This is a genomic window from Streptomyces sp. NPDC059895 (assembly GCF_042731035.1).
Taxonomy (GTDB): domain Bacteria; phylum Actinomycetota; class Actinomycetes; order Streptomycetales; family Streptomycetaceae; genus Streptomyces.
In genome coordinates this window covers 99,868-122,016 of sequence record NZ_JBHWKO010000018.1, presented here as the reverse complement: position 1 = coordinate 122,016, position 22,149 = coordinate 99,868, and the positions used below count along the sequence as shown (strand labels likewise).

At 73.9% G+C, this 22,149-nt stretch carries 18 protein-coding genes and 1 pseudogene; 11 read left to right on the top strand and 8 right to left on the bottom strand.

Annotated features, from left to right (window positions below; all coding sequences use genetic code 11):
- Positions 1–70: 70 nt before the first annotated feature.
- Together ACFV9M_RS21925 and ACFV9M_RS21920 are read left to right on the top strand one after the other, a co-directional pair.
- Positions 71–478, top strand: a pseudogene (locus ACFV9M_RS21925) (hypothetical protein); the annotation flags it as partial.
- 213 nt (positions 479–691) lie between these two features.
- Entirely contained in the window at positions 692–1,345 is a 654-nt protein-coding gene (locus ACFV9M_RS21920) for a TetR/AcrR family transcriptional regulator (protein ID WP_385061594.1), read from the top strand.
- A gap of 139 nt (positions 1,346–1,484) precedes the next feature.
- Here the strand turns inward: ACFV9M_RS21920 and ACFV9M_RS21915 are convergent, their stop codons facing one another.
- The gene (locus tag ACFV9M_RS21915) at positions 1,485–1,787 is read right to left on the bottom strand and encodes an MTH1187 family thiamine-binding protein (protein ID WP_385061596.1); all 303 of its coding nucleotides are present in this window, start codon (positions 1,785–1,787) and stop codon (positions 1,485–1,487) included.
- Positions 1,784–2,128: a DUF3817 domain-containing protein gene (locus ACFV9M_RS21910; RefSeq protein ID WP_385061598.1), complete on the bottom strand. Its 345-nt coding sequence runs from the start codon at positions 2,126–2,128 to the stop codon at positions 1,784–1,786. The genes ACFV9M_RS21915 and ACFV9M_RS21910 overlap by 4 nt, the downstream gene beginning before the upstream one ends.
- Before the next feature lie 271 nt (positions 2,129–2,399).
- Between ACFV9M_RS21910 and ACFV9M_RS21905 the strand changes: the two genes are divergently transcribed.
- From ACFV9M_RS21905 to ACFV9M_RS21890, 4 genes are all read left to right on the top strand, one after another.
- Complete coding sequence (locus tag ACFV9M_RS21905; protein WP_385061930.1) at positions 2,400–3,032, top strand: AIM24 family protein; 633 nt, start codon at positions 2,400–2,402, stop codon at positions 3,030–3,032.
- 1 nt (position 3,033) lies between these two features.
- Positions 3,034–3,684: an AIM24 family protein gene (locus tag ACFV9M_RS21900; protein WP_385061600.1), complete on the top strand. Its 651-nt coding sequence runs from the start codon at positions 3,034–3,036 to the stop codon at positions 3,682–3,684.
- Positions 3,681–4,478: an AIM24 family protein gene (locus ACFV9M_RS21895; RefSeq protein ID WP_385061602.1), complete on the top strand. Its 798-nt coding sequence runs from the start codon at positions 3,681–3,683 to the stop codon at positions 4,476–4,478. The genes ACFV9M_RS21900 and ACFV9M_RS21895 overlap by 4 nt, the downstream gene beginning before the upstream one ends.
- Positions 4,479–4,570: 92 nt before the next feature.
- Positions 4,571–5,047 carry a MarR family winged helix-turn-helix transcriptional regulator gene (locus ACFV9M_RS21890; protein ID WP_385061603.1) on the top strand — a complete coding sequence of 159 codons (477 nt, stop codon included), beginning with the start codon at positions 4,571–4,573 and terminating at the stop codon, positions 5,045–5,047.
- 56 nt (positions 5,048–5,103) lie between these two features.
- Here the strand turns inward: ACFV9M_RS21890 and ACFV9M_RS21885 are convergent, their stop codons facing one another.
- Together ACFV9M_RS21885 and ACFV9M_RS21880 are read right to left on the bottom strand one after the other, a co-directional pair.
- The gene (locus ACFV9M_RS21885; protein WP_385061605.1) at positions 5,104–6,549 is read right to left on the bottom strand and encodes an ATP-binding protein; all 1,446 of its coding nucleotides are present in this window, start codon (positions 6,547–6,549) and stop codon (positions 5,104–5,106) included.
- The gene (locus ACFV9M_RS21880) at positions 6,546–7,214 is read right to left on the bottom strand and encodes a response regulator transcription factor (RefSeq protein WP_385061607.1); all 669 of its coding nucleotides are present in this window, start codon (positions 7,212–7,214) and stop codon (positions 6,546–6,548) included. Before ACFV9M_RS21880 ends, ACFV9M_RS21885 begins: the two co-directional genes overlap by 4 nt.
- 130 nt (positions 7,215–7,344) lie before the next feature.
- On the opposite strand from ACFV9M_RS21880, the gene ACFV9M_RS21875 reads away from it, so the two are divergent.
- Complete coding sequence (locus ACFV9M_RS21875) at positions 7,345–7,998, top strand: PepSY domain-containing protein (RefSeq protein WP_385061609.1); 654 nt, start codon at positions 7,345–7,347, stop codon at positions 7,996–7,998.
- A gap of 9 nt (positions 7,999–8,007) precedes the next feature.
- Here ACFV9M_RS21875 and ACFV9M_RS21870 read toward each other — a convergent pair whose 3' ends face one another.
- The gene (locus tag ACFV9M_RS21870) at positions 8,008–11,745 is read right to left on the bottom strand and encodes a helix-turn-helix domain-containing protein (protein WP_385061610.1); all 3,738 of its coding nucleotides are present in this window, start codon (positions 11,743–11,745) and stop codon (positions 8,008–8,010) included.
- A gap of 178 nt (positions 11,746–11,923) precedes the next feature.
- Here ACFV9M_RS21870 and ACFV9M_RS21865 point away from each other — a divergent pair, with 178 nt between their 5' ends.
- Entirely contained in the window at positions 11,924–12,349 is a 426-nt protein-coding gene (locus ACFV9M_RS21865) for a hypothetical protein (RefSeq protein WP_385061611.1), read from the top strand.
- Positions 12,350–12,365: 16 nt separating this feature from the next.
- Here the strand turns inward: ACFV9M_RS21865 and meaB are convergent, their stop codons facing one another.
- Together meaB and ACFV9M_RS21855 are read right to left on the bottom strand one after the other, a co-directional pair.
- Entirely contained in the window at positions 12,366–13,322 is a 957-nt protein-coding gene (meaB, locus tag ACFV9M_RS21860; protein WP_385061613.1) for a methylmalonyl Co-A mutase-associated GTPase MeaB, read from the bottom strand.
- A gap of 37 nt (positions 13,323–13,359) precedes the next feature.
- Positions 13,360–14,562 (bottom strand): acetyl-CoA C-acetyltransferase, encoded by a 1,203-nt coding sequence (locus ACFV9M_RS21855; RefSeq protein WP_385061615.1) that lies wholly within the window; start codon positions 14,560–14,562, stop codon positions 13,360–13,362.
- Between the two features lie 150 nt (positions 14,563–14,712).
- Here ACFV9M_RS21855 and mce point away from each other — a divergent pair, with 150 nt between their 5' ends.
- The 3 genes from mce (at position 14,713) to ACFV9M_RS21840 (ending at position 20,420) form a co-directional block, all read left to right on the top strand.
- Complete coding sequence (gene mce, locus ACFV9M_RS21850) at positions 14,713–15,153, top strand: methylmalonyl-CoA epimerase (protein WP_385061617.1); 441 nt, start codon at positions 14,713–14,715, stop codon at positions 15,151–15,153.
- A gap of 233 nt (positions 15,154–15,386) precedes the next feature.
- Positions 15,387–19,301, top strand: coding sequence for a polarized growth protein Scy (scy, locus tag ACFV9M_RS21845; protein WP_385061619.1), 3,915 nt, complete (start codon positions 15,387–15,389; stop codon positions 19,299–19,301).
- A 183-nt stretch (positions 19,302–19,484) separates the two neighbouring features.
- Complete coding sequence (locus tag ACFV9M_RS21840; RefSeq protein ID WP_385061621.1) at positions 19,485–20,420, top strand: cellulose-binding protein; 936 nt, start codon at positions 19,485–19,487, stop codon at positions 20,418–20,420.
- A gap of 55 nt (positions 20,421–20,475) precedes the next feature.
- Here ACFV9M_RS21840 and ACFV9M_RS21835 read toward each other — a convergent pair whose 3' ends face one another.
- On the bottom strand, positions 20,476–22,014 hold the full coding sequence (locus ACFV9M_RS21835) for a PQQ-binding-like beta-propeller repeat protein (protein WP_385061623.1): 1,539 nt from the start codon (positions 22,012–22,014) through the stop codon (positions 20,476–20,478).
- Positions 22,015–22,149 lie beyond the last annotated feature (135 nt).

Sequence of the window (22,149 nt, the reverse complement as noted above, 5' to 3'; positions counted from 1 at the left end):
AACGGGTGTACCGTCCCTTCCCAGGTGTTTGAGCGATCGCTCAAACACCGTCCCGACCTGGGGGGTTCGCATGGGGCTCTACGTCGGGACGCGGATCCGTGCCGACCTGGACGACGTGTGGACACACGCGCGCGACCCGGCCCCGCACCGGCGCTGGGACCTGCGCTTCACCGGCATCGACTACCTCCCGCGGGCCAACGGCGAGCCGCGGCGCCTCCGCTACGCCACACGCGTGCTCCCGTTCCTGACGATCGCCGGAACGGGCGTCCCGGCGGGTGAGCGGAAACACCCGGACGGCACCCGCACCTCCGCCCCGCGCCTCACCTCCTCGCACCCGCTCTCCCCTCTCACCGAGGGCAGCGGCTCCTGGCGCCACGTCCCCGACGGCAACGGGGTCCGCTTCGTCACCGCCTACGACTACCGGCCCCGCCGGCGCGTCCTCGGGGCGCTCGCCGACCGGCTGCTCCCGCGTCCCCTCCCGCGCCCCCTGAAGGACCCCGTGCGGGGGCCGCGCGGCGCCCTTCGTCGTCGGTGACGTGCCGTAGGCCGGCGCCTCCGGCCGTGAGACCGTGGGGTTCGTGCGCACTTTCGATCTGCCCGGCCGGGCTTCGCTCAGCGTGGTGAAACGGTACGTCGGACCGCTGTTCGACTTCCGAGGGTCCGTCACCGCCGTGCGCGGGGAGGCCCGCGCGTGAGTCCGGAGACCGCCAAGTCGCTGGAGACGAAGACCAGGCTGCTGGACGGAGCGCTGCGCACCCTCACCGAGCAGGGCATCGCCGGGACGTCGGCGCGGACCGTGGCGGCGGCCGCCGGGGTCAACCAGGCGCTGGTCTTCTACCACTTCGGCTCGGTCGACGAACTGCTCGCCGCGGCCTGCCGGTACGGGGCGGAGCGCACGGTGGCGCGCTACCGGGACCGCTTCGCGGCGGTCGGCTCGCTGTCCGAACTGCTCGCCCTCGGCCGGGAGGTCCACGAGCGGGAGCGGGCCGACGGCCACGTCACACGGCTCGGCCAGCTCCTGGCCGGCGCCCGCACCCACGAGGCCCTGGGCCCGGCCACGGCCGCCGGGCTCGACCTGTGGGTCGTGGAGATCGAGAAGGTCCTGCGCCGGGTGCTCGCCGGCACCCCCTTCGGAGCGTTCACGGACCCGGCGGGACTGGCCCGGGCGGTCGCGGCCTCGTTCGTCGGGATCGAGCTGTACGAGGGGGTCGACGAGGCGGGTGCCACGGCGGCCCTGGACGCGCTGGAGCAGCTCGGGGTGCTGGTGGGCGCGCTGGAGGAGCTGGGTCCGGTGGCCCAGCGGGCGGTGCGGCAGTACCTGCGGCGGGCTTCGGCGAAACGGTGAGCCCGGCACCGGGGCGGCCCGGGCGGGGCCGGTGAGCCCGGCGCCACGGCGGCCCGCGGCGCGACGGTGAACCCGACACCACAGCAGCCCGCGGCGGGGCGGGGCGGTGAGCGCACGGTGGGTGCCGGCGCCCGCGCCCTCACTCCCCCTCGTGCGCCAGGTGCCGCTCGACCGTATCCACCTTCGACGTGAGTCCGTCCGTCACGCCGGGACGGATGTCCGCCTTGAGGACCAGGGACACGCGCGGTGCCCGTTCCTCGACGGCGGCGACGGCCCGTCGGACGACGTCCATGACCTCGTCCCACTCGCCCTCGATGGACGTGAACATGGCGTCGGTGCGGTTCGGCAGCCCGGAGGCGCGGACCACGCGGACGGCTTCGGCGACGTACTCCCCGACGTCCTCGCCGACGCCGAGAGGGGTGACGGAGAAGGCGACGATCACGCGTTCACCACTCCTTCCTTGCGGGCGCGGGAGGCGATGACCGCGTCCTCGGCCTCGCGGCGCAGCCTGCGGTCGGCGAAGAACCCGCCGGTCGGCAGGACGGAGAGGAGGAGATACAGGGCCGCGGTCCCTAGGGACCACTTCGCACGGTTCCAGGCGTCCGCCCAGAAGATCACGTACAGGACGAAGAGCGCGCCGTGCACCGCGCCCATGACCGGCACCGCGTTGAAGTCCGTGGTCCGCTTCAGCACCGAGCAGACGAGGAGCAGGAGGAAGGAGATGGCCTCCGGGGCGGAGACCAGGCGCAGTCGGCGCAGGGCGGAGGCAGTCTTGAGGTCCACGGGTCACCTTCGGTGTCGATGAGCTGGGCCGTTTGTGAACGCACGCACAAGGGTCCGCCCATTGTGGCAAACGGACGGCGCGGGGCGGGGACGGGGGTGCGTCGTCCCGGCGGGGACCGGTGTGCCCTCCTCCCGAGGAGACGGTGCGCCGTCCCTGTCAGGGAGCGACCCCCCTGCCCCCTCAGGGGGCCATCAGGGGACGATCAGGGGCGAAGTCCACCCGTGGGACCTGTCGGCGGAGCCGCCCGGAGGCTACCTTCGCTGCGTGGCGATGTTCCGACTCCAAGGCAGCAAGGTGCTCGCCGTCGACATGACCGGGGACGCCGTGAAGGCGAAGAACGGCTCGATGGTCGCGTACGACGGGCAGATGGATTTCAAGAAGCTCAGCGGCGGCGGTGAGGGGCTGCGCGGGATGGTGACGCGGCGGCTCACCGGCGAGCAGATGACCGTGATGGAGGTGAAGGGGCAGGGGACGTGCTGGTTCGCGGACCGGGCCTCCGAGATCAACCTCGTCGATCTCCGGGGGGACAAGCTGTACGTCGAGTCGAGCAACCTGCTCGCGACGGACTCCGGCCTGCGCACGGGGACGAGCTTCACCGGCCTGCGCGGCGCCTCCCAGGGCAACGGCCTGTTCACCACCACCGTCGAGGGCCACGGCCGGGCGGCGATCACCTCGGACGGACCGGCGGTGGTGCTCAGGGTGAGCCCGCAGTACCCGCTGACCGTCGACCCGGGCGCGTACATCGCGCACCAGGGGAACGTCCGGCAGTCCTTCCAGTCCGGTGTGACGTTCCGCACCTTCCTGGGGGAGGGCGGCGGCGAGGCCTTTCAGATCCGGTTCGAGGGGGACGGTCTGGTGTACGTGCAGCCCAGCGAGCGCAACACGATCGCGGGGGACGTCTGAGATGCCCTTCCGTGAACTCAACTCCAGGATGGTCGAGGCGACCGTCCTGCCCGGTCAGCGGCTGTTCAGTCAGCGCGGCGCGATGCTCGCGTACCGGGGCGAGGTGTCCTTCACGCCCAACATGCAGGGCGGCCAGGGCGGCGTCATGTCGATGATCGGCCGGCGGCTCGCCGACGAGGACACCCCGCTGATGACCGTCGAGGGCAGCGGCACCGTCCTCTTCGGGCACGGCGGCCACCACGTCCAGGTCATCCAGCTCACCGGCGACACCCTGTACGTGGAGGCGGACCGCCTGCTCGCCTTCGAGGGCACGCTCCGGCAGGGCACGATGTTCATGGGCTCCCAGGGCGGCGTCATGGGCATGGTCCGCGGCCAGGTCAGCGGCCAGGGCCTGTTCACCACGACGCTCAAGGGCCACGGCGCGGTGGCCGTGATGGCCCACGGCGGCGTCTTCGAGATCCCGATCACCCCGCAGCGCCCGGTCCACGTCGACCCGCAGGCCTACGTCGCCCACCACGGCGACGTCCGCAACAAGCTGTCGACGGCGCTCGGCTGGCGGGACATGGTGGGCCGCGGCTCCGGCGAGGCGTTCCAGCTGGAGCTCAGCGGCAGTGGTGCGGTGTACGTCCAGGCGTCGGAGGAGAAGCTGTGACCACCTACCCGGGGACCGGCCCCACCGTGCTCGACCCGACGACCCTGCCCGTCGACGACAACGTCAACGCCTACACCTTCTGCGTGGAGCTGAAGGGGAGCCAGTGGTTCCTCCAGAAGGGGAAGATGATCGCCTACTACGGCTCGATCGACTTCAACGGCATCGGGCACGGCCGGCTGGACCGTCTGGTGCGTACGTCGTTCCATTCGCCACTGCACGCGAGCGACTGGGTCGTGGCGGAGGGCTCCGGCAAGATGCTCCTCGCCGACCGGGCCTTCGACGTGAACTCGTACGACCTGGACGAGGGCAATCTGACCATTCGCTCGGGCAATCTCCTCGCTTTTCAGCCAAGTCTGTCGCTGAAGCAGTCGATCGTTCCGGGCTTCCTCACGCTGATCGGAACCGGAAAGTTCGTGGCCGCGTCCAACGGTCCCGTGGTGTTCATGGAACCGCCCATCCGGGTGGACCCGCAGGCGCTCGTCGGATGGGCCGACTGCCCGTCCCCGTGCCACCACTACGACCACGGGTACATGACGGGCGTGATGGGTGGTCTACGTGCGCTGACGGGCCTGGGCGGGGTCTCCGGCGAGGAGCACCAGTTCGAGTTCGTGGGGGCCGGCACGGTGCTGCTCCAGTCGAGCGAGACCCTGATGACCGAGCAGGCCACCGGGGCGGTCCCGGCGGAGCCCGGGGTGCCCGGCGGCGGCGGGCGGCCGGGCGGGCACGGCGGGCAGAGCGGCGCACCGCGCCTTCCCGGACAGCTGGGGGATCTCCAGCGTCGCTTCGGGCTGTGAGCGGTAGTCTGCGGAGTGTGACATCGAACGCGTGCGCACCGTCACACCGCCCTCACTAGTTAGCTTTTCAACTTCTTAGGTAGACTTCAATCATGGAGACCGAAACGGCCACGCGCTGGCTGACCGATGCGGAGCAGTGCGCCTGGCGCACCCACCTGGAGGTCAACAGGCTGTTGACGTACCAGCTCGAAAAGGACCTGCAGCCGTTCGGCCTGACGATGAACGACTACGAGATCCTGGTGAACCTCTCGGAGTCGGAGGGCGTCCGGATGCGGATGAGCGACCTGGCGTCCGCCACCCTCCAGTCCAAGAGCCGCCTCTCGCACCAGATCACCCGTATGGAGAACGCCCACCTGGTGCGCCGGGAGAACTGCGAGTCGGACCGCCGCGGTCTGTTCGCGGTCCTCACCGACCACGGTCTGGAGACGATGCGGAAGGTGGCGCCCCATCACGTGGCGTCCGTGCGGCGGCACTTCATCGACCTCCTCTCCCCCGAGGCGCTCGTGGAACTGGACACGTCCCTGAAGCCCATCGCGGACCATCTGCGCACCCAGCGGGGACGCCCCTAGCGTCCCGCGTTCCTCGCGTTCCTCGCGCCTCGCATCCGTCATGCCCCTCGGTCCGGCTACCCGGCGACCGGCAGGCGGAGCTCGAACAGGGCTCCGCCCGCCGGCGCCTGCCGGACCGTGAGCGTGCCGCCGTGCCGTACGGCCACGTCACGGGCGATGGCCAGCCCCAGCCCCGCCCCGCCGTCGTCGCGGCTGCGCGCGGCGTCGAGCCGGACGAACCGCTCGAAGACGCGCTCCCGGTCCGCCTCCGGGACCCCGTCCCCGTCGTCGGCCACCTCGACGACGGCCCGCCGCCCCTCCCGCCGCACGGCCACGGTGACCGCCGACCGGGCGTGCCGCTCGGCGTTGTCGAGCAGATTGGCGAGCACCCGCCCCAGCTGCCCCCGCGATCCGGTCACCCCCACCGACTCCGCGTCCACGGTGACCCGCGCCCGGCCGGCCGCCTCCCGCCGCGCCAGCGCCGCCAGGTCCAGCCGCGCGTCCACGGGCCGCTCCCCCGCGTCCAGCCGGGCGAGCAGCAGCAGGTCGGCGGCGAGGTTCTGCAGCCGTACGGTGTCCTCGACGGCGCCGGGGACGTCCAGCAGCTCCGGGTGCGCGGCGCCCACCTCCAGCTGGGTGCGCAGGGAGGCGAGGGGACTGCGCAGTTCGTGCGAGGCGTCGGCGACGAAGCGGCGCTGGCGCTCCACGGCGGTCTCCAGCGCGGCCAGGGTCTCGTTCGTCGTCCGGGCGAGGCGGGCGATCTCGTCGTGGGTGTCCGGCTCGGGAACGCGCCGGGCCAGATCCGCGGAGGCGGTGATCGCGGCCATCTCGCGCCGGATCCCCTCCACCGGGCGCAGCGCCCGCCGGGTGACCAGCCAGGTGACGCCCGCGACCACGGCGAGCAGCAGCGGGAAGCCGATCAGCATCACGGTCAGGGCGGTGCCGACGGCACTCCGTTCGGCGGCCAGGGGGGCGCCGGCGTGGACGGTGAGCGTGCCGCGGTCGCCGGTCTCCACGGACACGGTGGCGAAGCGGTAGTCGGCGGTGTCGCCGTCGACGGTGGCGGAGCCGTCGGAGTAGGAGGTCTCGTCGCCGATCTCCCCGGCCTCGAGAGCCTCCTCGCCGTCCTCGCTGTCCTCCGTGGCGTCCGCCCCGGCGTCGTCGCCGTCGTCGCCGTCGCCGTCCCGGGCGGGCGGCGCGGCTCCCGTCGGGCGTACCGCGTCCGTGCCCGTGCCGCTGATTTGTTGCAGGTCCTCGCCGGCCGCGACCAGGGTGCCGTCCGCGGCGACGACCTGGACCGGCCGGTCGTCGTCGTCCAGGGACAACCGCCCGTAGGGCAGCCCGGCGGCCAGCTCCGCGGCGACCTCCCGCGCGGTCCGCTCCGCCAGGGTGCTCGCCTGGCCGCTGAGACTGGACATCAGCGACAGCAGCACGGCGGTCCCGGCGGCCACCAGAGCGACGGCGACGACGAGGGTGGCACCGAGCGTGGCGCGGGCCCGCACGGAGTCCGGCCACCGCCTCACCGCTCCGCCTCCAGCCGGTACCCGGCGCCGCGGACCGTCCGGATGAGCCCGGCGCCCAGCTTGCGGCGCAGCGCGCTGACGTACACCTCGACGATGTTGGGGTCGCCGTCGTAGGCGAAGTCCCAGACGTGGTCGAGGATCTCCGCCTTGGACACCACCTCGCCGGCCCGCAGCACGAGCTGCTCCAGCACGGCGAACTCCTTGGCGGTCAGCGCGGCCTCCTCGTCCCGCAGGAAGACCCTCCGCGCGGCCGTGTCCACCCTCAGCCCGCCGTGGACGTGCACCGGCGAGGCCCCGGCGCCCTGCCCGCGCCGCCGCAGCAGGGCCTTCACCCGGGCGACGAGGACGACGTACGAGAACGGCTTGGTCAGGTAGTCGTCCGCGCCCGTGTCGAGGCCCTCCGCCTCGTCGTACTCGCCGTCCTTCGCGGTCAGCATGAGGATCGGGACGTCGTTCCCGGCGGCGCGCAGGGCGGCGCAGACGCGGTAGCCGTTCATGCCGGGCAGCATGATGTCGAGGACGAGCAGGTCGTAGGGCGTCTCGCTCGCCCGGTGCAGGCCTTCCGTGCCGTCGTGGACGACGTCCACGGCGTACCCCTCGGCGGTCAGGCCCCTGGCGAGGGACAGGGCGAGGCGCTTCTCGTCCTCGACGATCAACAGTCGCATGCCCCTCAGCGTCGCAAACCGAAGCTGAAGGGATCTTCAGGTGGCTTCAGGTTCCTCTCAGCGTCGATCGGCGAAGGTGGTTCCCGTCGCACCGAAACGGTGTGATCGACCTGTAACGGGAGGAACCTCCGTGAAGCGCAAGCTCGTCATCGCCGCCGTCGCCGCGACCGCCGTGATCGGCGCGGGCACGGCCGTCGCCTTCGCGGACGACGACACCGGAAACGGAGCGCGGGCCGAGGTGAGCGACGCGCGGGCCGAGGTGAGCGACGCGCGGGTCCGCACGAGCGACTCCCGGTCCCGGGAAGGCACCGCGAAGGCCGACGACGGCACCACCCGGCTCACCGCCGCCCAGGCCGTCGCCGCGGCCCTGGAGGCGCGGCCCGGCACGGCCCTGTCCGCCGAGCTCGACGACGACGGCCCCCGCTGGGAGGTCGACGTCCTCGGCGAGGGCACCACCTCCTGCACCGTTCGCGTGGACCCCTCGGACGGCCGGATCCTGGGCACGGAGACCGACCGCGACGACGACGCCGACGACACCGGCGAGCGCCGCCTGCTGAAGGGCGCCGGCGTCACGGCCGCGCAGGCCGCCGAGGCCGCCGCCGCGAAGGGCGTCGTCACCTCGGTCGACCTGGACGACGACGGCACCGGAAGCTGGGAGGTGGAGACCACCGACTCCGCGGGCCGGGAGCACGACTGGACCGTCGGCCTGAGGAACGCCGAGGTCACCGCCGACCACCACGACACGGACGGCAGCGACACCACCGACGACGACCACGACGACTGACCCGACGCCTCAGTCCCGCTCCGCGCACGTCCGCCGGTAGCCGATCCCGGGCACCCGCACCCGCCACTCGTCCTCCGTCAGCGGCGCCCCCGCCGCCGCGCACACCCGCCGCTCGGCCTCCTCGGTGCCCGTGGTCCACACCCGGGCCGTGTACCCCGCCGCCGTGACGACGGTCCGTCCGTCCGCGCTCACGGCCGCGGCGCCGAACTGCTCACCGGGACTGTCCAGCCGTTCCCGCAGGACGGGCTCGGGACGGTCGACGTCCCACAGCAGCGCCGCTCCGTCCTCACCGGCCGTGAGCAGGGTGCCCGCGCGCCGGGCGAAGGCCAGCGCGGCGAGGTGGCGGGTGTGGCCGAGCAGCGGTCGCGGGTCGCCGGCCGGCCGGTGCCGGGGCCCGTCGGGGTCGAGCCGCCACAGCAGGACCGCCCCGTCCCTGCCGCCGGAGGCGAGCAGCGCGCCCCGCTCGGCGAAGGCCACGTCGGTGACCATCGCGGTGTGGCGGGCCAGCGCCCACAGCGGCCGGGGCCGCCCCCGTCCCCGGGTGTCCCACAGCCGTACGGCGTGGTCGGCCTCCGCCGTCGCCAGCACCTTCCCGCCGAGTCCGAAGGCGACCGCCTGGACGCCCTTCGCGCCGTCCAGCCGGGCGCGTTCGGTGAGGCGGCCGCCGGTGGAGACGTCCCAGAGCCGGGCCCCCGTCTCGCGGCCGCCGCTGGCCAGTTGCCCGCCGTCCGGGCCGAAGGCCACGTCGTCGACGGCCTGCCGGTGGACGGTGGCGTGGTCGAGCACGCGGGCGGCGCCGGGGCGCCGTACGTCCCACAGGGTGATCCGTCCGTCCCAGGCGCCGGTGACGAGCCGGGTGCCGGTCGGGTCGAAGGCGACGGCGGACACCCACGCGGGGTGCGGCAGAGTGGCCAGGCGCCGGGGGCGGGCCGGATCGCGTACGTCCCACAGCGCGGCGGTGCCGTCGAGGGCGGCGGTGGCGGCGCGGGCGTGCGCGTCGTCGAGGGCGACGGCGTAGACCTGGCCGGCGTGGCCGAGGAGCAGCGGCAGCGGCAGCCGCCAGACGGAGGCGGTGCCGCCGGCGGCCGCCCCCGCGTACAGTTCGCGGCCGCCGGGCCCCCAGGCCAGGGACTGCAGCCCGTTCGGGTGGGCGAGGGTGGTCAGCGGCAACCCGGTGTGCGGATGGCGCAGTTGCAGCCCCCCGGCCTCCCCGGCGACCGCGAGCAGGGAGCCGTCGGGGCTGTAGGCCATGCCGGTCGTGTAGCCCTCCGCGCGCTGCCCCGTCCGGGACTTGGTGGTGCAGCGGCCGCGGCGGTCCAGGGCGCACATCCACACGTCGCGGTCGGACAGTCCGGCGGCGAGGTGCCGGCCGTCGGGGCTGAGCGCGGCCTCGCCGACCGAGGCGCCCGTGAAGGACACGCCGCCGGCCGGCTCGTACGCGAGGCGGTGCGTGCCGCGCGCCCACACCGTGGCCCGCCCGTCCTCGCCTCCGGTGGCGAGCCGGCAGCCGTCCCGGCTGAACGACACGGAGTACAGGGCGCGGTCGGAGACCTGGTGGACGACCGGTCCGCGCGGCCGGTCAGGGTCCGTCAGGTCCCACAGCCGCAGCGCCCCGTCCGCGCCGGCCACGGCGAGGGTCCGCCCGTCGGGCGCGAACCGGGCGTCCCGCGCGCCGCCGTCCGCCCACACCACCCCGGCGGGCCGGGCGGACCGTCCGTCGACCCGCCACACCCGGGTCTCCACCGTGTCCGCCACCACGAGACTCCGCCCGTCCGCCGCGAAGGCGAGCCCCCACACGGCGTGCCGCGCCCCGAGCCGCACCTCGCCCGTCAGCCGTGCCCCGCGCCACAGCCGTACCGCTCCCTGGCGGGTGCCGACGGCCGTGGTCCCGCCCCGGCCGAAGGCGAACGCCGAGACGGTGGCGTCGTTGCCCGGCAGCGGCGTGGGGTGGGGCAGGCCCGTGCTGCTGAGCAGCGCGCCGCGGGCGGCCGGCAGGGCCGGGGCCCGGCGGTGGGCGGCGACGGAGAGGGTGGCGGCGAGGGCCGGGTCGGCGGTGCGCAGGGCGCTGATCCGCTCGGTCAGGGCGACCGCCTCGGCCTCCCGTGCCTGACGCGTCGCCAGGTCGCTCTGCCGGCGCGCCTCCCGCCCGTTCTCGAACGCCACCGAGGCGACGATCAGCAGCAGCCCCAGCAGCCCGGCGAGGGCGGCCAGCGCCCGCCGCAGCCGGCGCAGCCCGCGGTCGGCCTCCCGGCGGCCGGCCGCCAGGAACTCGCGCTCGGCCGCGGTGAGCCGCCGGGGATGATCGGCCGCCCACTGCTCGGCGACCGCCAGCGCGGCGCCGTGCGGCAGCAGTCCGGGGGCTCGGCCGGCGTCGGCCCAGGCGCGGGCGGCCTCGGTGAGCCGCTGGTGCGTGCGCAGCCCCGCCCGGTCGGCGTCGATCCAGCCGGCCAGCCGCGGCCAGGCCCGCAGCAGCGCCTCGTGGGTGATCTCGACCCGGTCGCCGTCGACGGTGAACAGCCGCGCCCTCGTGAACGCCTCCAGCACCTCCTGGGCCCCGGCCACCAGCCGGTCCCGCTCCACGTGCCGTCTGCTGTCCGCGCCCTCCTCCCCGACCCGGACCAGTTGCAGCGTCAGCTGCCGTGCCACGTCCCGCTGCGCGGGCGACAGATCGAGGTACGTCCGCTCCGCGGTGGCGGCGATCGCCCCCTGGATCCCGCCGGTCCTGCGGTACCCGGCCACCGTGAGCCGCCGGCCGGTGCGCTGCTGCCAGGTGGCCAGCAGGGCGTACGACAGCAGGGGCAGCGTTCCGGGTTCGTGGCCGCGGCCGGCCGGGTCGAGGTCGTGCAGCAGGACGTCGAGGAGGCCGGGTTCGATCTCCAGTCCCGCCAGTTCGGCGGGCCGGGTCACGCACGCGGCGAGTTCGTCGCGGCTCATCGCGCCCAGCGCCATCGGCCGGCGCTGGACGGCGCCGACGAGCGCCGGGTGGGCGAGGCAGCGGTCGAAGAAGTCGGCGCGCACGGCGATCACGACGAGCGGCAGCGCGCACAGGGCGTCGACGAAGGCGGCCCGCTCGGCGGGGTCCGCGCAGAGCGTGAACGCCTCCTCGAACTGGTCCACGACCAGCAGCAGTCCGCGTGCCTCCCCCGGCGCCGCCCCGGCGCGGATCCGCCCGGCGAGGGCACCCTCGCCGGTGTGGAGGTGCCCGGCGAGGGCCCGGGCCAGGGCGTCGACCGGACGGGCGGTGGGCGTCATGACGACGCCGTGCCACGGCCGGCCGTCCGGCCCGGGGAGCGCGCCCTGCGCCACGGCGGGCAGCAGTCCGGCCCGCAGCAGCGAGGACTTGCCGGATCCCGAAGCACCGAGCACCACGACGGGCCCGCCGCCGGTGCGGACGGCTTCGGCGACCCGGTCCACCAGCGCGGTCGTCGCCCTCTCCCGGCCGAAGAACCAGCGGGCGTCGTCCCTGCCGTAGTGGTCGAGGCCGCGGTACGGGCACGGAGTCACGCGTTGCCCGGGCAGGGCGCCCGGTGTCTCGCACAGGCGTCGCAGGGTTCTGCCGGAGTCGAGCGCCGCGTCCAGCTTCCCGGCGAGCTCGCGGTGCGGGCGCTTGCGGCCGTGCTCGACGTTCGACAGGTGGCTCTTGCTGTAGTTCACCAGCCTGGCGAGCTCGGAGAGTGACAGGCCCCGCTCCCGGCGGATCCGCCGCATCGCCTCCGCGAAGTCCTCCGCCGCCGTCTCCTCATGCACCGCGTTCCCCCAGCTCAGAGCCTGTATTCCGACGCTCCCGGGATGGGGTACGCGCCGTGCCTAGCCTGCCGGTCCGGCGGCGGGCACGGTGGTGTCGGCGGGCCGGATCAGCACTTTGGGTGACGGATCCCGGAGCCCGCCTTCCCTTCCATCCGAGCAAGTGAACGGAGGCATGTCCATGCCCGAAAAGAGCATGCGGACCAGGTTCGCGGTGGGCGCGGCGACGGTGGCGGCGGTCCTCGCCGGCACGGCCGCCGGCCCGGCGCTGTCGGCGACGCAGGAGTCGGTGCGGCCCGCGCACACGACGACCTGCTCGGTCGGCGGCCCCAAGAGCGGGGCCCGCGCGACCGTCTCGTGGACGAACCGGTCCGCCACGGTGAACCTCAAGGTGTGGGACGACGGGACCTGGCTGCGCCCGACCAAGGCGTTCGTCCAGGCGTACGCGGGCAGCACCTACGTCGGCGGCAGGGACCTCACCGCCGACGAGGGGCAGGCGGACGGCTCGTTCCCGTTCACCACGAGCAGGTCCGGCGGCATCACCTCGGTGAAGCTCTGGACCAAGTCGGGTGTGAACGAGAGCGTCGTACGCGAATGCAAGCGCTGAGCTGACCGGGCGGGGTTCACCCCTCGGTGAGCCCCGCCACCAGTTCGTCGGCCGCCCGGTACGGATCAAGCTCCCCGGCGACGATCCGCTCCGCCAGGGCGCCGAGCCGCCGGTCGCCGTGCAGGTCGCCGATCCGTTCGCGCAGGGCGGTGACGGCGATCGTCTCGACCTCGCGGGCGGCGCGGGCGCGGCGGCGCTCGGCGAGGACGCCGTGCTCCTCCAGCCACGCGCGGTGCTTCTCCAGCGCCTCGACGACCTCGTCGAGGCCCTCGGCGCGGGCCGCCACCGTCTTGACGATCGGCGGGCGCCAGTCGCCGGGGCCGCGTGCCTCGCCGAGACCGAGCATGTGGTTGAGTTCGCGGGCGGTGGCGTCGGCGCCGTCCCGGTCGGCCTTGTTGACGACGTAGACGTCGCCGATCTCCAGGATCCCGGCCTTGGCGGCCTGGATGCCGTCCCCCATGCCGGGGGCCAGCAGGACCACGGACGTGTCCGCCTGGGAGGCGATCTCGACCTCCGACTGGCCGACGCCGACCGTCTCGACCAGGATCACGTCGCAGCCCGCCGCGTCCAGGACGCGGATCGCCTGCGGAGCCGCCCAGGCCAGGCCCCCGAGGTGGCCGCGGGTCGCCATGGAGCGGATGTAGACGCCCGGGTCGCAGGCGTGCTCCGACATCCGGACCCGGTCGCCGAGCAGCGCCCCGCCGGAGAACGGCGACGACGGGTCGACGGCCAGGACGCCGACCCGCCGGCCCTGCTTGCGGTACGCCGTCACCAGCGCCGAGGTGGACGTCGACTTGCCCACGCCCGGCGAGCCGGTCAGGCCCACCACCCAGGCGTTGCCGGTCAGCGGCGCCAGGGCCGCCATGACCTCCCTGAGCCGCGGGGACGCCCCCTCCACCAGGGAGATCAGCCGGGCCACGGCCCGGGGCCGGCCTTCCCTGGCCTGGGCGACCAGCGAGGAGACGTCCTGCATGACAGCTCCGTTCGGGACGAAGGGGCGTACCGGTGGCTCAGGCCTTGGGTACCCGGACGATCAGCGCGTCACCCTGGCCGCCGCCGCCGCACAGCGCGGCCGCGCCGACCCCGCCGCCCCGCCGCTTCAGCTCCAGGGCCAGGTGCAGCACGAGCCGGGCGCCGGACATGCCGATCGGGTGACCGAGGGCGATGGCACCGCCGTTGACGTTCACCTTTTCCGTGGAAACCCCGAGGTCCTTCATTGACTGGACCGCGACGGCGGCGAAGGCCTCGTTGATCTCGACGAGGTCGAGGTCGGCGACGTCCAGGCCCTCCTTCTTCAGGGCGTGCAGGATGGCGTTGGACGGCTGCGACTGCAAAGAGTTGTCCGGTCCGGCCACATTGCCGTGGGCGCCGATCTCGGCGATCCACTCCAGGCCCAGCTCCTGCGCCTTGGCCTTGCTCATCACGACCACGGCCGCCGCGCCGTCGGAGATCTGCGAGGCCGACCCCGCGGTGATCGTGCCGTCCTTGGCGAAGGCCGGACGGAGCTTGCCGAGCGACTCGGCGGTGGTCTCCGGGCGGATGCCCTCGTCCGTGCTGAAGACGACCGGCTCGCCCTTGCGCTGCGGGATCTCGACCGGGGTGATCTCGGCCTCGAACAGGCCGTTCTTCTGCGCGGCGGCGGCCCGCTGGTGGGAGAGGGCCGCGATCTCGTCCTGCTCGGGCCGGGCGATGCCCAGACGCGTGTTGTGCTTCTCCGTGGACTCGCCCATGGCGACGCCCTCGAAGGAGTCGGTCAGCCCGTCGTACGCCATCGCGTCGAGCATCTCGATCGCGCCGTACTTGAAGCCCTCACGGGACTTCGGCAGCAGGTGGGGGGCGTTCGTCATGGACTCCTGGCCGCCCGCGACGACCACGTCGAACTCACCCGCGCGGATCAGCTGGTCGGCCAGCGCGATCGCGTCCAGGCCCGACAGGCACACCTTGTTGATCGTGAGCGCCGGGACGTTCATCGGGATGCCGGCCTTGACCGCGGCCTGGCGGGCCGGGATCTGCCCCGCGCCGGCCTGGAGCACCTGGCCCATGATCACGTACTGCACCTGGTCGCCCCCGATCCCCGCACGGTCGAGGGCGGCCTTGATGGCGAAGCCGCCGAGGTCGGCTCCGGAGAAGGACTTCAGCGAGCCGAGCAACCGGCCCATGGGCGTCCGCGCGCCCGCGACGATCACCGAGGTCGTGCTGTTCGTTGCGGTCATGAGCTGCGATCCCCTTACCGGCCTGCACGGGCCGAGGAGTGAACGAGGGTTTACTTCGAATGTACTGAGGGGTAGCCCACACCGTCACCGGGCCGTCGGTGTGATCGCGCGCACGTTGCGCAACCACCTCCGGAGCGTTGCACTGAGTCCATGCTGACGCGAATCGACCACATCGGGATCGCCTGCCACGACCTCGACGCGACCGTCGAGTTCTACCGCTCCACGTACGGCTTCGAGGTGTTCCACTCCGAGGTCAACGAGGAGCAGGGCGTGCGCGAGGCCATGCTCAAGATCAACGATACGTCCGACGGCGGCGCCTCGTACCTCCAGCTGCTGGAGCCCGTCCGGGAGGACTCCACGGTCGCCAAGTGGCTGGCGAAGAACGGCGAGGGCGTCCACCACATCGCCTTCGGCACGGCGGATGTGGACGGTGACGCCACGGAAATCCGCTCCAAGGGCGTACGCGTTCTGTACGAAGAGCCCCGACGCGGCTCCATGGGGTCACGAATCACCTTCCTCCACCCAAAGGATTGCCATGGCGTACTGACAGAACTGGTCACTTCGGCGCCTGTTGAGTCACCTGAGCACTGACCCTCGTACATAGGGGCCGGTAGGGTTGGGGGCGGTCGCCGCTCGGAACGGGCGACCGATGTCCTGCCGTCCCGGCGGCAGGACCAGCCGGGGTCCGGGTTTCGGGGGGCGAGGGTCGGGGCAGCAGCCCGTGCTCCGCCGTCGATCTGACACCATTCCCCGGGGGCCCCGTTCGGCGGATGGACGGAGCTCGGTTCACAAGCTTGCGACCAGGGGACGGATGGGACCGCGCAGTGCGGGGCTACGAGAGCCAGGAGCGGGAGCCGGCGGCTGACGTCGACCACCTCACTCGGTTCGAAGCCGAGATGAAACGGCTGAAGACCGAGCGGGAAAAGGCGATCCAGCACGCCGAGGACCTCGGCTACCAGGTCGAGGTGCTGCGCGCCAAGTTGCACGAGGCGCGGCGCACCATCATGTCCCGGCCCGCCTTCGACGGCGGTGACCTCGGCTATCAGGCCGAACAGTTGCTGCGCAACGCGCAGGTGCAGGCCGACCAGCTGCGCGCCGACGCCGAGCGCGAGCTGAGCCAGGCGCGGGCGCAGACCCAGCGCATCCTCCAGGAGCACGCCGAGCAGGCGGCCCGGCTCCAGGCGGAGCTGCACGCGGAGGCGGTGGCGCGCCGGCAGCAGCTCGACCAGGAGCTGGCGGAGCGCCGGCAGACCGTCGAGTCGCACGTCAACGAGAACGTGGCGTGGGCCGAACAGCTGCGCGCCCGCACCGAGTCCCAGGCCCGCCGCCTCCTCGACGAGTCGCGCACCGAGGCGGAGCAGGCGATGGCGGCCGCGCGCGCCGAGGCCGAACGGCTGACCGCCGAGGCCCGCCAGCGGCTCCAGAGCGAGGCCGAGGGCGCCCGTGCGGAGGCCGAGCAGCTGCTGCGCCGTGCCCGCGCGGACGCCGAGCGCCTGCTGAACGCCGCGTCCGCGCAGGCCCAGGAGGCCACCGACCACGCCGAGCAGCTGCGTTCGTCCACCGCGTCCGAGTCGGACGCGGCCCGCCGCCAGGCCCAGGAGCTGAGCCGGACCGCCGAGCAGCGCATCGCGGAGGCCGACACGGCGCTGCGCGAGGCCCGCACGGAGGCGGAGAAGCTCCTCACCGAGGCCAAGGCGGCCGCCGAGAAGGCGTTGCAGACCGCCGAGTCGGCCAACGAGCAGCGCACCCGTACGGCGAAGGAGCAGGTCGCCCGGCTGGTCAGCGAGGCCACCAAGGAGGCCGAGGCCACCAGGACGGACGCCGAGCAGGTCGTCGCCGACGCCCGCGCCGAGGCGGAGAAACTCCTCGCCGAGGCCGCCGAGAAGGCCCGCACGATCACCGCCGAGGAGAGCGCGACCCAGCTGTCGAAGGCGGCCAAGACCGCCGAGGACGTCCTCAACAAGGCGCAGGAGGACGCGCAGCGCACCACCAAGGCCGCCGCCGAGGAGGCCGAGCGGATCCGCCGGGAGGCCGAGACCGAGGCGGACCGGCTGCGCGCCGAGGCGCACGACATCGCCGAGCAGCTCAAGGGCGCGGCGAAGGACGACACCAAGGAGTACCGCGCCAAGACGGTCGAGCTCCAGGAGGAGGCCAGGCGGCTGCGCGGTGAGGCCGAGCAGCTGCGCGCCGACGCGGTCGCCGAGGGCGAGAAGATCCGCGCGGAGGCCCGCAAGGAGGCCGTCCAGCAGATCGAGGAGGCGGCCAAGACCGCCGAGGAGCTGCTGTCCAAGGCGAAGGCGGACGCGGACGAGCTGCGCCAGAAGGCCACCGCGGACAGCGAGAAGGTCCGCACCGAGGCCATCGAGCGGGCGACGACGCTGCGCCGGCAGGCCGAGGAGACCCTCCAGCGCACCCGCCAGGAGGCCGACCGGCACCGCGAGGAGGCCGCCGAGCAGGCCGAGGCCCTCACCGCGGACGCCGAGCGGGCCGCGCGCGAACTGCGCGAGGAGACCGAACGGGCCGTCTCGGCCCGGCAGGCGGAGGCCGCCGAGGAGCTGACCCGGCTCCAGTCGGAGGCCGAGCAGCGGCTCGCCGCCGCCGAGCAGTCGCTGACCGACGCCCGCGAGGAGGCCGCGCGGATCCGTCGCGAGGCCGGCGAGGAGAGCGAGCGGCTGCGGTCGGAGGCCGCGGAGCGGATCCGGGCGCTCCAGCGGCAGGCGGCCGAGGAGGCCGACCGGCTGCGTACCGAGGCCGCCGCCGACGCGTCCGCCTCGCGCGCCGAGGGCGAGGCCGTCGCCGTACGGCTGCGGTCGGAGGCCGCGGCCGAGGCGGAGCGGCTGAAGTCGGAGGCGCAGGACACCGCGGACCGGGTGCGCGCGGAGGCGCAGGCCGCCGCCGAGCGGCTGGCGGCCGAGGCGTCCGAGACGCTGGCCGCCGCCCAGGAGGAGGCCGCCCGGCGCCGCCGCGAGGCCGAGGAACTGCTCGGCGCGGCCCGCCAGGAGGCCGGCCAGGAGCGCGAGCGGGCCCGCGAGCAGAGCGAGGAGCTGCTGGCGTCGGCGCGCAAGCGCGTGGAGGACGCGCAGGCCGAGGCCGTACGCCTGGTGGAGGAGGCCGACCGGCGCGCCGGCGAGATGGTCGCGGCGGCGGAGCAGCACGCCCAGCAGGTGCGGGACTCCGTGGCCGGGCTGCACGAGCAGGCCCAGGAGGAGATCACCGGGCTGCGCAGTGCCGCCGAGCACGCGGCGGACCGTACGCGGCGGGAGGCCGAGGAGGAGGCGGACCGGGTCCGCGGCGACGCCTACGCCGAGCGGGAGCGGGCCGCCGAGGACGCGAGCCGGGTCCGGCGCGAGGCGAGCGAGGAGTCGGAGGCGGCGCGGGCGCTGGCAGAGCGGACCGTCGGCGAGGCGATCGCGGAGGCGGAGCGGATGCGCTCGGACGCCTCCGCGCACGCCCAGCGGGTGCGCACGGAGGCGTCGGACGCCCTCGCGGAGGCCGACCAGGCCGCGGCCCGCACCCGGGCCGACGCCCGCGAGGACGCCAACCGCATCCGTTCGGACGCGGCGACGCAGGCGGACACCCTCATCACGGAGGCCCGCTCCGAGGCGGAGCGCCTCCAGACGGAGACCATCGCCGAGGCCGAGCGGCTGACGACCGAGACGGCCGCGGAGGCCGAGCGGGTGCGCACCGAGGCGGTCGAGGAGGCCGAGCGGCTGCGGGCCGAGTCGGTCGCGCGGGCGGACAAGCTGCTCGGGGACGCCACCGACGAGGCGGAGCGGCTGCGCGCCGAGGCCGCCGCGACGGTCGGGTCCGCGCGGCAGCACGCCGAGCGGGTCCGGGTCGAGTCCGAGCGCGTCAAGGCGGAGGCAGCCGCGGAGGCCGACCGGATGATGAGCGTGGCGCGCGACGAGGCCGACCGGACGCTGGACGAGGCCCGCCAGGAGGCCAACAAGCGGCGTTCGGAGGCGGCCGAGCAGGTCGACACGCTGATCACGGAGACCGCCGCCGAGGCGGACAAGCTGCTCACCGAGGCGCAGCAGCAGGCGCTGAAGACCACCGCGGAGGCGGAGGCGCAGGCCGACACGATGGTCGGCGCGGCCCGCAAGGAGGCCGAGCGGCTCGTCTCGGAGGCGACGGTCGAGGGCAACGGACGGGTGGAGAAGGCCCGTACGGACGCGGACGAGCTGCTCGTCGGCGCCCGCCGGGACGCGACCGCCATCCGGGAGCGGGCCGAGGAGCTGCGCGACCGCATCACCTCCGAGATCGAGGAACTGCACGAGCGGGCCCGCCGCGAGGCCGCCGAGACGATGAAGTCGACCGGCGACCGCTGCGACGCGCTCATCAAGGCCGCCGAGGAGCAGCTCGCCAAGGCGCAGGCCAAGGCCAAGGAGCTGGTGTCGGAGGCGAACTCGGAGGCGGGCAAGGTCCGCATCGCCGCGGTGAAGAAGGCCGAGGGGCTGCTCAAGGAGGCCGAGCAGAAGAAGTCCACGCTGATCAAGGAGGCCGAGGAGCTCAGGGCCGAGGCGATCCGCGAGGCCCGGCGCACGGTCGAGGAGGGCAAGCGCGAGCTGGAGGTGCTGGTCCGCCGGCGTGAGGACATCAACGCGGAGATCTCGCGGGTCCAGGACGTGCTGGAGGCGCTCGAGTCGTTCGAGGCGCCGTCGTCGAACAAGGACGGTGGCGTCAAGGCGGGCGCGACGGTCGGAGCCCCCCGTTCGGGTGGCAAGTCGTCAGATAGCTAGCGGAATGTGAGAATTCCGTTGAAATCTGAGGTGTTTGAGCAGGTTTCTGGCAAGCCGTCCTGGGGTCGGCCACCCAAAAGGGGTGTCATTCCTCAGATCAAACACGTATCCGCTCGATGACACAGCGCTTCGGCCCCTAGGATTCCACCTATCACCTCACCGGTCTCATTCGACAGGAACCCCATGAGCGACACTTCCCCCTACGGCTTCGAGCTTGTGCGGCGTGGGTACGACCGCGCTCAGGTGGACGAACGGATCTCCAAGCTCGTCTCCGACCGTGACAGCGCTCTTGCCCGCATCACCGCTCTGGAAAAGCGCATCGAGGAACTCCACCTCGAGACGCAGAACGCCCAGGCCGCCGTCAGTGACGCCGAGCCGTCGTACGCCGGTCTCGGCGCGCGTGTCGAGAAGATCCTCCGTCTGGCGGAGGAGGAGGCCGCGGATCTGCGTGAGGAGGCCCGCCGCGCGGCCGAGCAGCACCGCGAGCTCGCCGAGTCGGCGGCCCAGCAGGTCCGCAGCGACGCGGAGTCGTTCGCCGCGGAGCGCAAGGCCAAGGCGGAGGACGAGGGCGTCCGGATCGTCGAGAAGGCCAAGAGCGACGCCTCGCAGCTGCGCTCCGAGGCCCAGAAGGACGCGCAGTCCAAGCGCGAGGAGGCGGACGCCCTCTTCGAGGAGACCCGCGCCAAGGCCGCGCAGGCCGCCGCCGACTTCGAGACGAACCTCGCCAAGCGTCGCGAGCAGTCGGAGCGCGACCTGGCGTCCCGTCAGCAGAAGGCGGAGAAGCGGCTCGCGGAGATCGAGCACCGCGCGGAGCAGCTGCGCCTGGAGGCGGAGAAGCTGCGCACGGACGCCGAGCGCCGCGCCCGCCAGACCGTCGAGACGGCGCAGCGCCAGGCCGAGGACATCGTGGCCGACGCCAACGCCAAGGCCGACCGGATCCGTTCGGAATCCGAGCGCGAGCTCGCGGCTCTCACCAACCGCCGCGACTCGATCAACGCCCAGCTGACGAACGTCCGCGAGATGCTCGCCACGCTGACCGGCGCCGCGGTGGCCGCCGCCGGCACCTCGACCGACGACGAGCCGATCTCCCGCGGGGTTCCGGCCCAGCAGACCCGGTAGTCACCGGTGGGTGTGAGGGGCGGTGGGCTCGGGCCCACCGCCCCTTTCGCGTGGGCTACCGGATGCCGAGGGCGGGCGGATAGCCGCCGCCGTTGGCGTTGACCAGCACCCAGGTGTCGCCCGCGCGCACCAGTTGTCTGCCGTAGACGGTGCTGAAGTCGAGTCCGCGTACGCCGGTGCCGTCCTCCTCGCCGACACGGCTCCCGTCGGCCGCGTCGAATGTGAACAGACGGCCGCTCTCCCCGAGCACGACCACCCTGCCCCGGTCGCGGCCCTCCGGGGCCAGCGCCGCGATGTCGTTGCCGCTCCCGAGGTCGGTGTGCCACACGCGCCGTCCGTCGCGCAGCGAGTAGCCGGAGACCCGCGCGGGGTAGTGCGCGCCCGGCTTCTTGGCCGCGACGACGAGGACGTCCCGCTCGACCGCGGCCCACAGCGTCGGCCGCGCCTCGAACTCTCCGCCGGCCCCCGGGGTGACGACCAGGTCCTCCTCGTCGGCGGTGAGCGGGATCTCCACCGGGTCGGCGCCGTCCTCGGGGTAGGACAGCACGGCCGCGACCCCGCGTTCGTCGCTCTCCTTCAGCAGGAGGGTGAACGGCTCGGCGGAGACCACCGTGGCGGTGTCGAGCGAGCTCTCCACGGGCAGCGGCCGGCTGGCGCGCTGCTTGCCGGTGGCGCTGTCCAGGACGACCAGCTTCGCGCGGGTCGCCCCGTCCTCCATGCACGTGACCACGACCCGGGTGGTGCCGCCGGCCGCGGAGACGACGTCGGGCGCACAGCTCTCGTCGCCGCCCTTGCCGGTCAGTTCGGCGGTCCAGCGCGGTACGCCGTCGGTGAGCCCGTACCCCCGGACGGCCTCCTGGCCCAGCGCGACGGCCACACCTCCGTCGGCCGCGAGCAGACCGCCGTCGGCGCCGGCGTACGGGACCGCCTCGTCGATGGTCCGCTCCCACACCGTGCGGCCGGTGGACGGGTCGACGCCCCACAGCGTGTCGCAGGGCTTGCCGTCGCGGCCGAAGGCGACCAGACCGATGCCGTCGACGACGGTGTCGCTCATCCCGCACACGGTGGTGCGGGTCGGGGCCTTCAACGCCCAGAGGCGGCCGCCGTCGTGTGCGTCGTAGGCGACCAGGGCGTCGGTGCGCACCCGGACCACGGCCGGGTCGTCCGTGCCGACGACCCACACCCCCTCGCCCAGGACGGTCGAGGGCCGGTCGTGCCCGGCCTTCCAGACGGTGTCGAGGACCGGGCCGCGCATCCAGAGGTACGCCTGCCAGCCGGGCCAGAGCACGAGCACGACGCCCGTCGTGGCCAGCACGGCGGGCAGGACCTTGCCGGGACGGCGGTCGGTGAGCTTCCCGATGGTGAGCAGGAGCGCTATGGAGCCGGTGAAGGTGAGGAGGAACGCCAGCACCAGGGTGGGCGTGGTGCCGTCCGGGCAGGGGCTGTACCGGCCGCCGCATCCGTTGCCCGGGACGGACGTCCAGCCCAGCAGGTGGAACTCCGCCGCGAGCCCGGCCGCCGCGCCCGCCGCGACGACCGCCAGTGCGGCCCGCGCCAGCCGCCCGCCCGTCAGCGGTCCGCTGTCCGCCACCATGCTTCCCCCCGTGGGTATTGAGTTCTCCGGCACCCCCCGGCGCCGCCCCTCGTGATCAAGGGGGCTGGAGCATAACGCGGCGGGGTGAAGGGCGGCAGCGGACGCGAGGAGGCGGCATCCGTCCCGTGCCCCGCG

What these genes read in the sequence shown, in the direction of transcription:
- ACFV9M_RS21905 (WP_385061930.1), top strand. Translation starts at nt 2,400, where the DNA reads ATGTTCCGACTCCAAGGCAGCAAGGTGCTCGCCGTCGACATGACCGGG.
- ACFV9M_RS21900 (WP_385061600.1), top strand. Translation starts at nt 3,034, where the DNA reads ATGCCCTTCCGTGAACTCAACTCCAGGATGGTCGAGGCGACCGTCCTG.
- ACFV9M_RS21890 (WP_385061603.1), top strand. Translation starts at nt 4,571, where the DNA reads ATGGAGACCGAAACGGCCACGCGCTGGCTGACCGATGCGGAGCAGTGC.
- ACFV9M_RS21880 (WP_385061607.1), bottom strand. Translation starts at nt 7,214, where the DNA reads ATGCGACTGTTGATCGTCGAGGACGAGAAGCGCCTCGCCCTGTCCCTC.
- ACFV9M_RS21865 (WP_385061611.1), top strand. Translation starts at nt 11,924, where the DNA reads ATGCCCGAAAAGAGCATGCGGACCAGGTTCGCGGTGGGCGCGGCGACG.
- meaB (WP_385061613.1), bottom strand. Translation starts at nt 13,322, where the DNA reads ATGCAGGACGTCTCCTCGCTGGTCGCCCAGGCCAGGGAAGGCCGGCCC.
- ACFV9M_RS21855 (WP_385061615.1), bottom strand. Translation starts at nt 14,562, where the DNA reads ATGACCGCAACGAACAGCACGACCTCGGTGATCGTCGCGGGCGCGCGG.
- mce (WP_385061617.1), top strand. Translation starts at nt 14,713, where the DNA reads ATGCTGACGCGAATCGACCACATCGGGATCGCCTGCCACGACCTCGAC.
- ACFV9M_RS21840 (WP_385061621.1), top strand. Translation starts at nt 19,485, where the DNA reads ATGAGCGACACTTCCCCCTACGGCTTCGAGCTTGTGCGGCGTGGGTAC.
- ACFV9M_RS21835 (WP_385061623.1), bottom strand. Translation starts at nt 22,014, where the DNA reads ATGGTGGCGGACAGCGGACCGCTGACGGGCGGGCGGCTGGCGCGGGCC.